Annotated in this window: 17 protein-coding genes; 9 read left to right on the forward strand and 8 right to left on the reverse strand. The window is 64.2% G+C overall.

What is annotated here, in order from left to right; translation table 11 throughout:
• The 7 genes from AC01FP_RS13605 to AC01FP_RS13635 all read right to left on the reverse strand — a co-directional run.
• A partial coding sequence (locus AC01FP_RS13605) for a Hint domain-containing protein (RefSeq protein ID WP_474480961.1) occupies positions 1 to 719 on the reverse strand: 719 nt, incomplete at its 3' end.
• Positions 716 to 1,273 (reverse strand): hypothetical protein, encoded by a 558-nt coding sequence (locus AC01FP_RS13610; protein WP_474480962.1) that lies wholly within the window; start codon positions 1,271 to 1,273, stop codon positions 716 to 718. The genes AC01FP_RS13610 and AC01FP_RS13605, both read right to left, overlap by 4 nt.
• Positions 1,273 to 1,824: a crossover junction endodeoxyribonuclease RuvC gene (locus AC01FP_RS13615; RefSeq protein ID WP_474480964.1), complete on the reverse strand. Its 552-nt coding sequence runs from the start codon at positions 1,822 to 1,824 to the stop codon at positions 1,273 to 1,275. The genes AC01FP_RS13610 and AC01FP_RS13615 overlap by 1 nt, the downstream gene beginning before the upstream one ends.
• Positions 1,824 to 2,204 carry a hypothetical protein gene (locus AC01FP_RS13620; protein WP_474480966.1) on the reverse strand — a complete coding sequence of 127 codons (381 nt, stop codon included), beginning with the start codon at positions 2,202 to 2,204 and terminating at the stop codon, positions 1,824 to 1,826. Before AC01FP_RS13620 ends, AC01FP_RS13615 begins: the two co-directional genes overlap by 1 nt.
• A 51-nt stretch (positions 2,205 to 2,255) precedes the next feature.
• The gene (locus AC01FP_RS13625; protein WP_474480968.1) at positions 2,256 to 2,984 is read right to left on the reverse strand and encodes a hypothetical protein; all 729 of its coding nucleotides are present in this window, start codon (positions 2,982 to 2,984) and stop codon (positions 2,256 to 2,258) included.
• A 290-nt stretch (positions 2,985 to 3,274) separates the two neighbouring features.
• Positions 3,275 to 5,896, reverse strand: a complete 2,622-nt coding sequence (locus AC01FP_RS13630; RefSeq protein ID WP_474480969.1) for a DUF3987 domain-containing protein — start codon at positions 5,894 to 5,896, stop codon at positions 3,275 to 3,277.
• Positions 5,897 to 5,929: 33 nt separating this feature from the next.
• Entirely contained in the window at positions 5,930 to 6,109 is a 180-nt protein-coding gene (locus AC01FP_RS13635) for a hypothetical protein (protein ID WP_474480971.1), read from the reverse strand.
• Between the two features lie 183 nt (positions 6,110 to 6,292).
• Between AC01FP_RS13635 and AC01FP_RS13640 the strand changes: the two genes are divergently transcribed.
• The 9 genes from AC01FP_RS13640 to AC01FP_RS13680 all read left to right on the forward strand — a co-directional run bounded on the left by AC01FP_RS13640 (position 6,293) and on the right by AC01FP_RS13680 (position 11,788).
• Positions 6,293 to 6,793, forward strand: coding sequence for a hypothetical protein (locus AC01FP_RS13640; RefSeq protein ID WP_474480973.1), 501 nt, complete (start codon positions 6,293 to 6,295; stop codon positions 6,791 to 6,793).
• Positions 6,794 to 6,855: 62 nt separating this feature from the next.
• Positions 6,856 to 7,569, forward strand: coding sequence for a helix-turn-helix domain-containing protein (locus tag AC01FP_RS13645; protein WP_474480974.1), 714 nt, complete (start codon positions 6,856 to 6,858; stop codon positions 7,567 to 7,569).
• An 85-nt stretch (positions 7,570 to 7,654) separates the two neighbouring features.
• Positions 7,655 to 8,665, forward strand: a complete 1,011-nt coding sequence (locus AC01FP_RS13650) for a hypothetical protein (RefSeq protein WP_474480976.1) — start codon at positions 7,655 to 7,657, stop codon at positions 8,663 to 8,665.
• Complete coding sequence (locus AC01FP_RS13655; RefSeq protein WP_474480978.1) at positions 8,662 to 8,898, forward strand: hypothetical protein; 237 nt, start codon at positions 8,662 to 8,664, stop codon at positions 8,896 to 8,898. Before AC01FP_RS13650 ends, AC01FP_RS13655 begins: the two co-directional genes overlap by 4 nt.
• Complete coding sequence (locus AC01FP_RS13660) at positions 8,888 to 9,478, forward strand: hypothetical protein (protein ID WP_474480979.1); 591 nt, start codon at positions 8,888 to 8,890, stop codon at positions 9,476 to 9,478. Before AC01FP_RS13655 ends, AC01FP_RS13660 begins: the two co-directional genes overlap by 11 nt.
• A complete protein-coding gene (locus tag AC01FP_RS13665; protein ID WP_474480981.1) occupies positions 9,478 to 9,750 on the forward strand; it encodes a hypothetical protein in 273 nt (90 codons plus the stop codon). Before AC01FP_RS13660 ends, AC01FP_RS13665 begins: the two co-directional genes overlap by 1 nt.
• The gene (locus tag AC01FP_RS13670; RefSeq protein WP_474480982.1) at positions 9,747 to 10,553 is read left to right on the forward strand and encodes a BRO family protein; all 807 of its coding nucleotides are present in this window, start codon (positions 9,747 to 9,749) and stop codon (positions 10,551 to 10,553) included. The genes AC01FP_RS13665 and AC01FP_RS13670 overlap by 4 nt, the downstream gene beginning before the upstream one ends.
• 612 nt (positions 10,554 to 11,165) lie before the next feature.
• A complete protein-coding gene (locus tag AC01FP_RS13675; protein WP_474480983.1) occupies positions 11,166 to 11,453 on the forward strand; it encodes a nucleotidyltransferase family protein in 288 nt (95 codons plus the stop codon).
• Entirely contained in the window at positions 11,453 to 11,788 is a 336-nt protein-coding gene (locus AC01FP_RS13680) for a HepT-like ribonuclease domain-containing protein (RefSeq protein WP_474480985.1), read from the forward strand. The genes AC01FP_RS13675 and AC01FP_RS13680 overlap by 1 nt, the downstream gene beginning before the upstream one ends.
• Before the next feature lie 19 nt (positions 11,789 to 11,807).
• On the opposite strand, the gene AC01FP_RS13685 is transcribed toward AC01FP_RS13680, so the two are convergent.
• The gene (locus AC01FP_RS13685) at positions 11,808 to 13,055 is read right to left on the reverse strand and encodes a site-specific integrase (RefSeq protein ID WP_474480987.1); all 1,248 of its coding nucleotides are present in this window, start codon (positions 13,053 to 13,055) and stop codon (positions 11,808 to 11,810) included.
• Positions 13,056 to 13,381: the final 326 nt, after the last annotated feature.

Below are 13,381 nucleotides of genomic sequence, written 5' to 3' on the forward strand. Positions count from 1 at the left end.
TGGGTGACGAGTGGCTTGCCGGCGGTGCCATTGCCCAGCCAGTAGCCAAGGGAATAGGGATCCATCGGCAGCGACTGCCGCTGGTACTGCAACGGCAGAACGAGGGGCAGCTGGAAGAGAAAGCGGGAGCCGCGGCGGCCGAGCTGCCCGCTGTGCAGTGGCTGTGCCGCAAGCTCCCGCGTTTCGAGGGTCTCCCAGCGGCGGCTGCGGCGGTTGCGCACCTGCCACTCATGGCGCGGGTGGCACCAGATCTCCTCACCACGGGTGGTGGTGACCTTCATCGTGGCTTGCTGCTCCTGCGACACGGCCAGCACTTGCGTCGGCTGGCCATCCGGCCCGAAGACCAGATCTCCAGGCCGTAGGTCGCCGTGACGCTGCCAGCCAGTGGGTGTCGGCACGGGCGTGTCGTGGGCGCACAGCTTCCCCAGGCGAGGTGGACAGGTAACGATCAGGCGACTCAGCTGGCCATCGGCCACCTGCTGGAGTAGCTCGATCAGCACATCGGCCCAGCGGTGAAAGCCGTAACGGGGGTAGGCCTCGGCGATGAAGCTGCGCAGGCTCTGGGGTGCGGATGGTTCGGCTGCGGTGGTTGTGGGCAGATGCAGCAGGCCGGCGTCACCCCAGGGGTCGAGCTCGCTCAGCAGCAGGCCGACTTCTGTAGGGGCTTGTTGAGTGAGCACCGGTGCTGGCATCACGATGGCGGCGGTGCTCACTGTCATGCCCGTGGCTCCGGCGGCTTGATGGGTGCCCGCAGCAGACCGCCGATCTCAGCAATCACCCGAAAGGCACCGACCGCTGCAGAAAACTGCTCAGCATCCATGGCCCGGCGAGCGCAGTCATTGAGCGCAAAGATCTGCTCGGCCTGGTGGCGGCGCCGGTCGGAGATCAGCTCCTCGACCATGCGCTGACGAGCAAGGTTGAGGTAGCGATTGACTGTCTGGATGTTGCGCACCCCCCAACTACTACGAGCGTTCTCGACAATCGCCACCAATGGCTGGCGTTGCGCAATCCAGAGCTGAGCTTCTGCTACCCGCCGTTCCACCTCATAACGGGAGGGCCTGGGAGCCTGATCTGGATCACGGCTCTTACGGGGTGGATTGCCCCGCCCGATCGGTCTGCTGGCATCCACACCCTCAGGTCTGCCGCTCGGGTTGCCGTCATCGTCTTCTGTGTTGGCTGCCACCCGCAGCAGCTCGATCGCATCGGCTGGCGTCTGTTCCTGAGATGAGCACAGCAGGGAAGGCCGGCTGCAGCCATGACGGCGGGACACCATCAGCGCGCACCGCCAGCGGTAGCGATCGCCCAATGCAGCAGGGCAAGGGCATCGGCCTCGTTGTCATCCACCGGGCTGTAGCCCAGCTCGCGGATGGCGACGATCACCGCCTCCTTGCTCGCGTTGCCCTTGCCAGTGATATGGCGCTTGATAGTGCCCACTGGCACCCCTTGATAGGGAATCCGGTGGTGCTCGCAGAAGGAGCCGAGTTGGCCAAGAAAACCGCCATAAGCATGGGCGGCATCGACACCGGCATGACGCCGGACCTCCTCAAATACCACCTGCTCAACAGCGAGCCCACCAGAAGCACCGCCAGGGTGGCTCAGCTCTGTAAGCCAGCGATGGAAACGTAGAAAGCGCATGCCGCCACCCTCAAAGCGTTGGGGAGTGAACGGCTGACTGCCGCTGCAGATGCGCCCGCTCGAATCCAACAAGGCCCAGCCGGTGCGGATGCCCAGATCAAGCGCCAGCAAGGCCGGTCGGCCCGCCGTTGCTGCGGGCGTGAAAGGCGCTGACAGCGGCTCACTAAGCAGGGCAGCGGAGCTGTTCATCAGGCGCCGGGCAGCTTGATTGTCCAAAACGAGCGCCCGTAACGCCGGGTCGCGGTGCCGTCACCCTCGGCGGCCTTGCGGGCGAGCTTGAGCTGCTGCTCCATTGCCAGCACTGGCTCGGGATAGGTGAACAGCTGCCGGCCTGGGCTCCAGGAGAAGGCGGTGTCGTTGAAGTGGAAAGCGGCGTCCACCTCGCCGCACTCATGCAGCTGTTGCAGCTGATCAAGCAGGGAATTGAGCTGCTCGTCGAGGGAGCGCTGCTGGCGCTTGATGGCGACCATGGCCGCGAGCAGGCGATCGATCGCTTCCTCGCCCTCGGCAGCCGAGGCCACCTCTCCCGCACGCGAGTCGACCGACTTAGGAACAGAAGCAACCACCACGCCTCAGGAATCTGAGCAGAGCTTAGCGGCTTAGCAAGTAAGCCTCAATAGTCAGAACGGCCAGTGGGCCTCCGCATAGGCGGTGTAAGCCGCAGCCCAGGCCACCAGGCATTCCTGCCGGCCATAGAGCGGTGAGAAGCTGGTGGCCCCCGGCCGGCACCAGATCGTCTGGCCGTAATCGATCCAGTGGCCGTGGCTCCACTCCAGGGCCATGTAGCCGCCGAGCTGGGCGCGGGTGCAGTAGGTGCTGCCGTTGGCACCGAGGCTCTTGAGATCCGCCAGCACCCGCGCCGACCCACTCACCCCCTGGGGCCGGCCGGTGGGGATAGGGAGCTGGTCATCGAGGAAGGCGGTGTCGTAGGTGCCGGCGACATTGCGGATGAGGCAGCAGGTGGCGCGTTCAGAAGCGATCACCTCCACCTGCTCCCAGCGCTCATGGGTGAGCAGGTAATGAATCCAGTCGGCGTAGTCGCCAGCGGTGAGCTCACCAAGCTCGGCCAGGGGATCGTCTTGACTCCGCGAAGCCGGCTCCTGATCGGTTAGCCGACTTGCGGCGACAGGCCGCCTGTCCGTGAGGAAGAGCTCCATCGCCCGGTGGCAGGCGTTACCGCGCGGGGCCCACACCTGACGGGTCGCCTCGATCCGCCCCATGGCGAACTCCCCTTTGCCGTGGGCCAGCACCCCAGTGATCGAGACCGGAAAGAGGTGGTCACCTAGCCAGTAGCGATGCTCCGGATCGCGGCGCAGCAGGCCAGGGATGGGAGTGAGCCAGGTGGTCATGGGTTGTGGGCTGCGGTGTGGGGGCTATGTGGGTCGAGCATGGGCTGAAGAACCCACATTCAGATGGCTTGGCATCACTGGGCTCTGACCATGAATGTGGGTATGTGGGCTTTGTGGGCTATTTCTGGGTGCATGAGCGGGTGAGACGCTTGAAAGAGGGGAGGAGAAGAAAGAGAACAGGGAAAGACCCACATAACCCACCTTCCTTCTTTTTCCCATGAGAACTCTTGCCATGACTGGCAAGATCGATGTGGGCTACGAAGCCCACATTCAGCCCACAGAGCCCACGCTCACGGCAGCGGAGTAGTGGCCTTGTAACGTCCCGCCCCTCGTGCGCCCCGCTCCAGCACACCAACGCCAAGTTCTGCAAGTGCGGCCATCGCGACCGTTGCAGCGGCCGAGTCGACCTCCCGGCGTTGCGTTTTGCTCAGGCGGTAGTGGATGTCCCTCCATCCGATTGACTGTCCAGGTGTTGCCTCAGCAACCTTGTGGATCAGCCGCATCAGATCGTTGGCACCCTCAGCCACCTTTTGATGCAGGCCCATCGTCCAGGTGTTTATGTGATCGACCAGGACGCAGGCCCGCTCCATCAGCTCGACTGACACCTGCTGGCTGTGGCAGCCATCGGCGCAGCCCTGATGCAGCAGGTGGAGCAGGGCTGCGATGCGGAGCGCTTTGCCGGCGGCCTTGCCGATCAAGGCCCCCTGGGCGGGGATGGTGGTGCGGTGCACGTCCGCCTGACAGCGGGCCTCGTACTGGACGAAATAGCGGCGCGCCACAGGCGCAAGCGCCAGGGTGAGGCGGGGCCGGGTGTAGGCAAAGCGGCAGAGCTTCTCCAGCAGATGGCTGGCCCAGCTGGCTTCCTGCTGCTCCTGCTCTGTTTCAAATTCCGGCAGCGGCACTACCCGCTCGGGGAGGGGAATAAACAGAAAGCGTGCCCAGAGCCCCGAGGCGTCGCCGTTGGCGACGAGCGCCTCGAGGATTGTCGGCTGGATCGTGCCGCAGATCGAGAGCTGGCAGCGTTCGTAGAAGCGACCACCACCGGCCTTGGTGATACGCAGGGAGGAAAAGCCAGAACCGTCGTAGGCCTCCAGCAGCTGCTCCTCATCTGAGCCACGACCGGAACGGTAAGCATTGAGATTGCCGAACATGCCGGCCAGCTCATCGCGATGGATCAGCAGGCCAAGGCCCCGTTCCTCCTGTAGCTGCAGCTGTTCCGCCAGCGCCTCGGCGGTGAAGTCCGAGACCATTAGATGGACCGCTCTGGGTTCGGGTGTGCGCTCGCTGGCTTTTACAGCGCGGTTCTGCTCCTCCCATTCCCTGTAGGCGCGCTTGTTCTGTCTGGCCAGATCGAGGCGTAGCTCCTGCAGCGGATCCAGCACCAGCAGGCGGGAGACGGGCGTTTTCTTGGCGCCGGAGCGTGCGACAAGAGCGCCGTAGAGATTGAGCGGCACCCGATAGCTAGCGGCTTCTGATGCGACGACCTGGGAGCCGAGCTTGACGACGCCGGATATGGCAACGAGAAAGCACATCAGCGCTGTGACGTCATCAGCCGGCAAGGAGCGGCAGCGGATGCGCAGCGCCGCCGCCAGTGACGGCGGGCAGAGCCACTCAAGGGTTAACGCCTGGGACAGATCACGGCGATCCTGCGCCGCTTTGATCGTCGCCACCTCGGAGGCGATCGCTTGGGCCGCGTCTTGTTCGGCCTCGATAGTGCGCAGCAGGTTGCGCAGGTCATAGGCACTGCGATCTGAGAGATCGGCAAGCTCAAGGACCAGGGCCTCTAGGTCCTGGCGTGAGGCGCCATCAGTAACGGCCCGCTGCAGCCGCTCGCGCACCTGCTCGAGCTTGAGCATGGCTGGAAATTCCGGCTTTGGCGCCGTGGTCTGAACAGCTTCTGGTGCTGATTGGCGATGCGGCGGCGGCCGCTGGGCCTTGAGATCCGAACGGCTGATGTCAACGCCCCAGGTCTCGCGCAAAAAAGCCCAGGTGGAGCCAGGGCTGATCTGCTTTGGTGTGCTCTGGAAGTAGCAGGGCAGATCGCGGATCTCCCTGCAGCAAGTCTCGGCGAGTAACTGCTGGGCAACAGCGGGGCCGAGGTCGACATGCAGGCGCATCGCCAGCTTCATCAGCTGCTGGTACTGGCCGCTGCCATGACGGAAGGGCGGGATCTTGAGCAGCGTCTGGCGCAGCGTCTCAAGCGGCCGCGGGGGCAGATCACCAAAGAACCCGTCGTCCTGGGCCAAACGCTGCAGTTCAGCTGAGGGGCCGGCCTCCGGCGGCGGGTCGGCGAATTCATCGGGCTGCACCCATTGCCCCACCTGCTCTAGGGAGTAGCGGAGGCCGGCGGCGCTGTAGATGGTGGTCATCCCCAAGGCGGTGCCAGCAGCGCCGATGTAGCTGCCGCCGGGCAGGCGCATCACACGAGAAGGGTTGCGGTTGGTGGAGTCGGCGCCCGTGATTTCGATCAATGCGGCCTGAATGGGAATCCATTCGGCCGGGGCTATCGGTTCACTGAGCACCCAGTAGAGGTGAGCCGACTTGCCGCCGGTGGTGATCGAGATGGTGGGTTCGCCCAGCCCGTAGCGCTGCCAAGCGGAGAGCTGCCAGGGAACGGGCCTGTCGTCCCATTCCAGGAAAAAAGCGCGGCAAGCCGTGATCTGGGCGTCGTTGTCGCCGCCGTCATTGATGACGAGATAAACGCCGCGGCCCTCCTGCTGCCAGCGACTGGCGGCGGCCAGGTCATAGGGGCCCTTGCGGGCCTTGATGCCTGATGGGCGATGTTCCGGGTGCCACTTATTGGGGTTATCTCGATGGGGGAAGGCGCGCAGGCGAGCGGTAGCTGGCTCCTTGCCCAGCAGGGAGAGGAACCGATCTGCCTGCGCCGCATCGATCGGCGGCACGGTCACCATGGGAGCGGGATCGATGGACCTGCGAGAGGGCCATCACTGGCCATCGGTCTGCTTTGTGACGGCGACTTGGGCCTGCTCCTGCTGGATAAGGCGATCGAGAAGGATGCGCAGAACAGCGGAGCGTGAAATACAGCCTTGAGCGCGGCGGTGATCAAGCCACTCGAGCTGGCGCTCGGTGATCACGACGGAAACGGGTTTTACAGGGGCGAACACAGAAAGCAGGCGATGGGACGAGAACAAGTCACGAGAGTAAGCCTGCCCTTAGGAGGCTGAGCCATTATTAGTCCAGCAAGAAGTTGAACTGGGCCCAGGTCAGCATCAGGACCATTGCGGGGCCTGGGCTGCGCATGATTGTGAAGACTCTTGCAAGCTCAGCATCGCAAGGCAACAGGCAGGGTGGAGCAAGACCTGCCGATCCGCTGCCGCGCAGAAGAGGTCACTGCGCAACTGCGGCTGGTGCTTGCGGGGATGCCATTCCTGGCGGAGCGGCCCTGGCAGGAGGTGGGTTGGGGCCGGATGCGGATCGAGCTGCTGAGCCTCTGGAGGATCGAGCTGCTGCTGGAGCCAGGCCTGATGGTGATGGCTGCGCAAAACAGCACCGGCGACGTTGCCCCGTCGCGGGTCGAGCGGGCCGCTGCACCTGATGGCCGCTGCTGGGTTTACGGCTGCCAGCGCGATGACTGGACGCTGGGCCCCGCTAGCCAAGTGGTGGAACCGCTGCAGTTCCTGAGCGCAGAGGAACGCTCCGCACTCGAGGTTTTGCTGCGAAGAGCCAGCTGCTGGCCCGAGCCGATCAGCGCAGAGCCGCAGGCTCCAGTGGTTGTGCTGGAGGAGCGGATCCGCCCCAAACGGCGGCGGCAGCGCCGAGCCAGGAGAGACCTCGCCGAAATTCCCTGATTTGCCACTGGCTTTAGTGGCTGAGCCGGTCTTAGAGTTTGACCACTAAAGCCAAGGGGAAGATGGCGAGCATGTTTCAGGCCTACGTAGACAGCCAGGCCGCAGCGCGGGAAGACTTCGGGCGGATGCTGCGTCTCTGGCGCGAGCGCAACGGCTGGACCCAGTACACCGCTGAGCGCTGGGGCCGTGAGGCCGGCTTCCGGACGGTGTCGAGCGGCAACATCTCAATGGTGGAACAGGGCAAGGCGGGAGATCTGCGGGCCCAGGCCCATTTCCAGCTGGCTGATGTGAACCGCCGTCTCGCCGAAAAGGACTGGGGCCCAGTGAAGAGCCAGGAGATCCGACAGGCGCTGGCGGAGGCCACTGCGATCCGCGGCGACGACGGCCAGGTCTGGGGGCCAACCGAGTTCTGGAGCTGCTATGTAGGCCTTCTGCCGGTGCCTCTGGCTTACCAGCGCCCGGTCAACGAGCCGATGCCGGAGGTGAGCGGTGATCTGGCTGCCGAGCTTTCGGCTCAGTGGCAGCAGCAGTTCACCCAGGAGGCCAGCCGGCGCGGCCTCGATCCAATCGAGACCTTGCAGGGGGTTGCCCGGCAAGCCCCGGCCGCCCAGCGCAAGTCGCTGCGGGCCGTACTTGCCTCCTTCCGCGACTACGAGGCCGGTGAGCTGAGAGAGCTGTGGGCAGGTGAATGGCTGCCTGAGCGCTGGATTCGCCTTTGGAGTGAGGGTCTGGAGCCAGCAGGCAGCGGTGAGGATGACGAGAAGCAAGCGCCGTAACGAAATCCTGAGCGATGTATTACGGCTCAGGATCCTGAGCCTCTAAGGTGCCAGGAGTGCGGGCGTCGGTCCCGCCTTCATTGCCATGTCACCCACCACCGCCGCAGGACCACCTGCTGACGGGCGGCCCGCCGCTGGGCCAGCGCCTGTACATCGCGAGGGCGCAGCTGCTCCAGCCGCCCTGCTCCAGGAGCAGCGGGCCGCCGAATGCGAGCTAGCCGCTGCCCTCGCCCGCTTCCAGTCGGAAGTGACTCCAGCTGCCGAAATGACGCTGCCCGCAGTGGTGGAAGCAGCGCGCGGCGCCTTCCGCCTGGGCTTTGCCTACACCTCCTGCCGCTGCCTCGATGACGACGGCCAGCCCCTGTTGGAGGTGACGGTGCTGCACCGCGGCGGCGACCAGCTCAGCAGCCAGGTGCGTCTGAGCGCCGAGCAAGCAGAAGAGGAGTTCAACCAGGCGGCACGGCTGCTGGCGCAGCTGCTGGGCATCCCGGTTCTTTCTGTGACCGAACAGCCTCAGCCATCTAAGGCTGAGGCAATGCGCAATGGTGTTCCGGCCGGGGGTGCGACTGCCGTAACGGCGGTCACTCCCGTAGCGCTGCCAGCGTCACAGGAGTCAGAGCAGGAGCCAGAGCCGGCCAGCACGGCTGTGCCGACGCCAACGCCCCCAGCTGTTGCAGCCCCCGGTTCTGCAGTAGCGAAAGAGTCCTCGCCGGGAGGGACTCCAGCACCGGCTTCCAGGCCAGCCGCAGCGACCGGCTCTCCGGAACCCACCCCAGCAATCGCCGCTATCACCGACCCCATCGGTCCCGGCTCCCCGGATTCCCCTGGCACCGAGGAGTCGCTCCAGCCCCTGGGGGATGAGGAGAGGGAGACGCTGCTGGAGATGGTCCGCTCCTTGCGGCCGGTGGAGGCACGGCGTCAGTTCCAGATCGCCTTCCGCCATCACTTCAAAGTGTCCAAGGAGGCGCGGAGCATCGCCGGGTTCATCACCCAGAAGCGGCATAAGGATTTCATCGATCGCTTTGAGCGCGAGCTAGCCGATCTGCCCCCCGCGCCGCCAGAAGCAACGCCAGCACCGGCGGGGGATGGGGCATGAGCGAGAGCACTTCCTCCCAGCGCAATCGCCGCCCGCGCAGCTATGGCGAGCGCCCCTCAATCAGCCAGGACCGTCACTACGTGCAGGTGATGGTCTACGGCGACTGCCATCAGCAGCTGCAGGAGCTGATGGAACGCCACAACCTCTCTGCCAGCGGTGCGGCCCATCACCTGATGCGGCTCGGCGCAGGCCTCGATCCCCTTCCACCCCTCAATCAGCACCATGACCACTGAAATCCTTTATTCCCCGCTGGCGGAAGTGCGCTGGGCCCACCTATTGGAGCCGCGGCAGCAGATGGACCCAGAGAAGCCGCTGGCCTGGTCCGTCGATCTACTCCTGCCCCTGGGAGAGGCCACCAGCCAGACGTTCCTCGAGAAGCTGGAGCGTCAGTTCATCGAGGCCCACGGCAGCAAGAAGCGCCGCAGCGATAAGGGTGAACCGTGGAAGCCCGACAAGGAGCAGCCCAGCCAGCTGATGGTGGTGAAGTTCAAGGCGCAGCAGTTGACGCGCCGCGACGGCTCCCAGGCGAGCGGTCCGCGGTTGATCGACGCCAGTAAGCAGCCCTGGAACGGTGCATCGATCGGTAATGGCAGCCGGCTGGTGATCGCCTATGTGATCCATGCCTGGGACCGGCCCGAGGGGGTGGGCATCACGCTCATTCCCCGTGCTGCCCAGGTAGTGCACTACGTGCCATATCAGGAGAGCGATCCCACCGAGGGATTCGCCGAGCAGGAGGGCTACAGCCAGGCGGAGGCGGCCTTGGGCGATGGCGGCTACGACGAGTTCGCCAGCGACGAGGAGGCGCCGTTCTGATGACCAACCTCCGTTCTGGCGGTGTCAACCGTCGCCCTTCCCCTCAGCTGCCGGCTTTCTGCCGCACCCTCCAGAGAAGCACCACCACCGTGGGGCTCAGAGGGCTGCAGCAGCTGCAGTGGTTGCTGTGGCTGCTGCTGGCCATTCAGCTGAGCACCCTGCCGCTGCTGCTCGCCGGCCCGATGCCAGCTCCCCGGAGACCGCAGGCAGGAGCACCCCTTGCCAGCACTGGCGCAGCTGGCGCCACTGTCCTCTCGCCTTCTCAGCTATGAGCAGAATAACCGCTCTGGTGCCCTACCCGTTCGAGGGGCACCGCATCCGGGTCAGCACCGATGAGCACGGTTATGCCTGGTTCGTCGCCGCTGATGTCGCTGGCACCCTTGGCCAACTCACAATCGGTCGGGCTCTGGCCAACCTGCGGGAGGAGGAGCAGTGCCTTTATTCCCAGGAGGGGCCAGGCAGCGAGGGCTGCACTCTGGCCCTGATCAGTGAAGGCGGCCTGCTGAGGCTTCTGCTGCTGGGCGACAGCCAGACGGCCTGGCGGATGCGGCGCTGGCTCACCCATGAGCTGCTGCCCACCCTGCGCCCCCTACAGGTCAAATCAAGGGCCCAATTATCAGGCCCGGCTGGGGAAAAGACCCAGACCGTGCAGGCGGTGTTGCGGCTTGCCGAGGAGATCATCGAGCTCACCGGCGTCGGTTACTCCGATGCGCTCCTAGCTGCCATTGAGGACATCGAGGCCAGCACCGGCCTCCACTTGGCCCCACTGCAACAGATCCTTTGCGACACCCACCCTGCGGACTCAGCTCATCGCCCCGCTCAGCCGGTTGGTAAGCCAGTCGAGGCACGCCTGGATGCAGAGCAACTGGCCGAGCGGCTGGTCCGCACGATCAGGGATATCAACCGCCGATTGGCGGCCTGCGGCCTGCAGGTGCGCAATGACCTTGATGACTGGCAGCTCACCGCAGTCGGCCGCGACTGGGGTATCGGCCTGCCGCGCTGCAGCCGCGGCGAGCACCGGCAGCAGATCGTCTGGGATCCAGCGGTGGTGGCGTTGCTGCAGGGGGAAGGGTGATGTCAGACAGCATTGCTCTGGTCGGCCTACCCCCCGAGGGGCAGTGCGGCCTGGTGGCTGCTGTTGCCGTGAGGACCGGCTTGACGCAATTGGTGGCCCAGAAGACGAATGACCCTCGCGGCAGTTGCAGGAGGTACGGGTGATGGTCTTTCCAAGAGTTAGATCCAGCCGTCCGCAGCCGCCAGCCAAGCCAATCGCACTGGCCCAGGCTCAGGAATGGGCTGATGCTCGATCAGCAGGGCAGCTTCTCGGTGTGAGCGAGAAAACGCTCGGCAGGTGGCGAAAGGCTGGGCTTCTCCAGGCCGGAGTGCACTGGCGCCGCAAATTCCCGAGCCGCAATTCTCCGGTTCTGTACCACCTTGAGCGCTGCAACAGTGCGATGAACGAAGCAGCCGCTCGCTCTGCCGCCTTCCTCGAAACATGAGATGACAGCCAGATGGGCAGCGATCATCCCTGTGGTGCAGTTCATATCCGGAGTCCTCCGTAGGCCTGCAGTGGCAGGCAGAAAAAGCCCATGCCGAAGGGTGGCCCGGGCAACGCTGGCTCAGCCGTAGGGACATTCGGCGTAATCTGAAATCGGTCCCGCTGAGCACAACAGGAGGAGCACACCCCATGCGTCTCGCCGAGTTGCAGCACCTGGCACCCCAGATCCATGAGCTCCTAGGCCGTTTTGGGGCGAGCAACGTCGCGGTCTTCGGGTCTGTTGCAAGAGACCAGGCAAATGCCGGCAGCGACATCGATCTGCTCGTGGACCTGCCAGATGGAGCAAGCCTGTTTGATCGAGCAGAGCTGAAGTCTGCTCTCGAGGAGCTTCTGTTATCTCGGGTCGATCTGATCCGGCGCCGCAACCTCAAACCAAGCATCAAGGCGGTTGTGGAAGCAGAAGCAGTCAACCTCTGATGGAGCAGAGGGATCGCCAGGCGCTAGAAGACATCCTTGGCGTTCTAGATCGTGCCCTGGAGTTCCCGATCCCGGATGCCCAGACGCTGGAGGACACGACCTATCTTCAAGATGCGGTGATTCGCTGCCTAGAGGTACTCGGAGAAGCCACCAAGCGATTGAGCAGGGAGATTCGAATCGCGCACGCAGAAATACCCTGGCGTGCCATGGCAGGAATGCGCGACGTACTGATTCATGCCTACGATCAAATCGATTTGGAGGAGGTCTGGATGGCTTACCAGCTATTTCCAAAGATCAGAAGTCAGGTCGCTGAGATCCTTGAGCAGGTCCCCTGAAGCCAAGGATCTGCTGGCTTCAGGAGGAGATTGGTTGGGTTGTGGTGGCGACAAGGACATCGTGAGCTCGCTGAAAGGCGGCTTCCGTACCGGCCGCCGAGGCCCACGGGTAGGAGCGCAGGTGGACTTCAAGGCTGTGTCCCATCGAGCGCGCCGCTGAGCCTGCATCGATGTTGCGTCGGTGGGCCCGCAGGCTGTAGCTGTGGCGAAAGGAGTAGGGAACTAGTCGCTCACCACGAGCCTCGAGTTCCTCCCGCAGACTTTTCCAGGCGGATTGACGTTTGAGATAGGTGCCGAGCCCATCGGCGGCACCGTTGCCCGATTGCAGTGGCGGCAGCTGGATCAGCCGGGCCTTCCAGCGCTCTAGCAGATGCCAGCTCACCACCGTTCCTTCGTCCTGAAGGGGTAATGGGTAGATCCGCCGCGGCTCGGTGATGCCCCCACCGCTGCGCTTTCGATAGCTACACCACCAGTGGGGCACGCCGGTGCTGCGGTCGGTGCGAACGCTCAGGTGCAGCAGTTCCACTGGTCGCAGGCCCAGCTCTGCCAGCAATCGGATCGCATCACGCCAGCGCTGGCCAACGCTGTCGTCGGGCAGGGCGTCAAGAAGCCGCAGGATCTCGGCATCGCTGATCGGGTCACCACCACCCCTGGCCTCGACGCCGGCCGGATGACGACCCACGTGATGGGAGAGGTCCGTTGGTGGCAGCCAGTGGCCCGGGAACTGTTCCCGCTGGACACAGTGGCGCAGGAACTGAGCGAGGGACTGACAGCGGATCTGCCGCATGCGGGAGCCGGGCTCCCAGTCAGCCACGCAGCGATCGATCAGATCCACCGGTCGCCCCAGAGGCTTTGGGCCGGTGAGCAGCAGCACGCTCATCTCCAGCACAGGCCGGTAGGCCTTGTTCCAGGTCGCAACGGAGATCGTGTTGCCGTGGTTGAGCTTCTGCTGCTGAAAGCGCTCCACGGCGCCCTTCCAGTCGCGCACAACTTGCGGAGCATTTCCATCAGCCTGTTCAGCAGCTGTGCGGAGATCGAGGCCTCCTGCCATCAGTTTGTAGATGTTTCGGATGCGCACGTAGGCATCACCAACGTCGGTCTCAACCCAGCGAAAGGGAAGAACAACCGACTGCTCAGATAGATCTGGAGGTCGAACTTTTAGGCGAATACGCCCACGGGCTTCCACCACATTCCAGCCGCTGGCAAGGGCACGAATTTGCTTGCGAAATGACAATTCCCAGGGCGAGTGCTTTGAGACGATCGGCAAGGGCGTGCCCAAAACGTGCCCAAAACTAGCCCGTTTAGGCCGGACAGGGCAAGACAGGCTTCCCCAAAGCCATTGCTGTGACTAGAGCACCCTTGGAGCCACTAATAGTGCCTTTCGTTTTGGGAGCACTAGGTCGCAGGTTCGAATCCTGTCGCCCCGATTGACTTTTCACCGAATGGCCAAGGGCCATGTGAGCAAATAGGTGAGCAAATCGCCCCTTCGCTCACCCCTCCCTTGGTCACCTTTTTAGTAACCGTTCACGGGGCGTGCCGGCCTGACCTTGACATGACATAGGCAGTCACCACTTCATGATTGATGCGCAGCTC

Source organism: Cyanobium sp. NIVA-CYA 375 (assembly GCF_056108345.1).

Bases quoted from the DNA above. Each gene is read 5' to 3' on its own strand.
- AC01FP_RS13610 (WP_474480962.1), bottom strand. From the start codon at position 1,273: ATGGTGTCCCGCCGTCATGGCTGCAGCCGGCCTTCCCTGCTGTGCTCA.
- AC01FP_RS13615 (WP_474480964.1), bottom strand. From the start codon at position 1,824: ATGAACAGCTCCGCTGCCCTGCTTAGTGAGCCGCTGTCAGCGCCTTTC.
- AC01FP_RS13625 (WP_474480968.1), bottom strand. From the start codon at position 2,984: ATGACCACCTGGCTCACTCCCATCCCTGGCCTGCTGCGCCGCGATCCG.
- AC01FP_RS13630 (WP_474480969.1), bottom strand. From the start codon at position 5,896: ATGGTGACCGTGCCGCCGATCGATGCGGCGCAGGCAGATCGGTTCCTC.
- AC01FP_RS13645 (WP_474480974.1), top strand. From the start codon at position 6,856: ATGGCGAGCATGTTTCAGGCCTACGTAGACAGCCAGGCCGCAGCGCGG.
- AC01FP_RS13650 (WP_474480976.1), top strand. From the start codon at position 7,655: ATGTCACCCACCACCGCCGCAGGACCACCTGCTGACGGGCGGCCCGCC.
- AC01FP_RS13655 (WP_474480978.1), top strand. From the start codon at position 8,662: ATGAGCGAGAGCACTTCCTCCCAGCGCAATCGCCGCCCGCGCAGCTAT.
- AC01FP_RS13660 (WP_474480979.1), top strand. From the start codon at position 8,888: ATGACCACTGAAATCCTTTATTCCCCGCTGGCGGAAGTGCGCTGGGCC.
- AC01FP_RS13665 (WP_474480981.1), top strand. From the start codon at position 9,478: ATGACCAACCTCCGTTCTGGCGGTGTCAACCGTCGCCCTTCCCCTCAG.
- AC01FP_RS13670 (WP_474480982.1), top strand. From the start codon at position 9,747: ATGAGCAGAATAACCGCTCTGGTGCCCTACCCGTTCGAGGGGCACCGC.
- AC01FP_RS13675 (WP_474480983.1), top strand. From the start codon at position 11,166: ATGCGTCTCGCCGAGTTGCAGCACCTGGCACCCCAGATCCATGAGCTC.
- AC01FP_RS13680 (WP_474480985.1), top strand. From the start codon at position 11,453: ATGGAGCAGAGGGATCGCCAGGCGCTAGAAGACATCCTTGGCGTTCTA.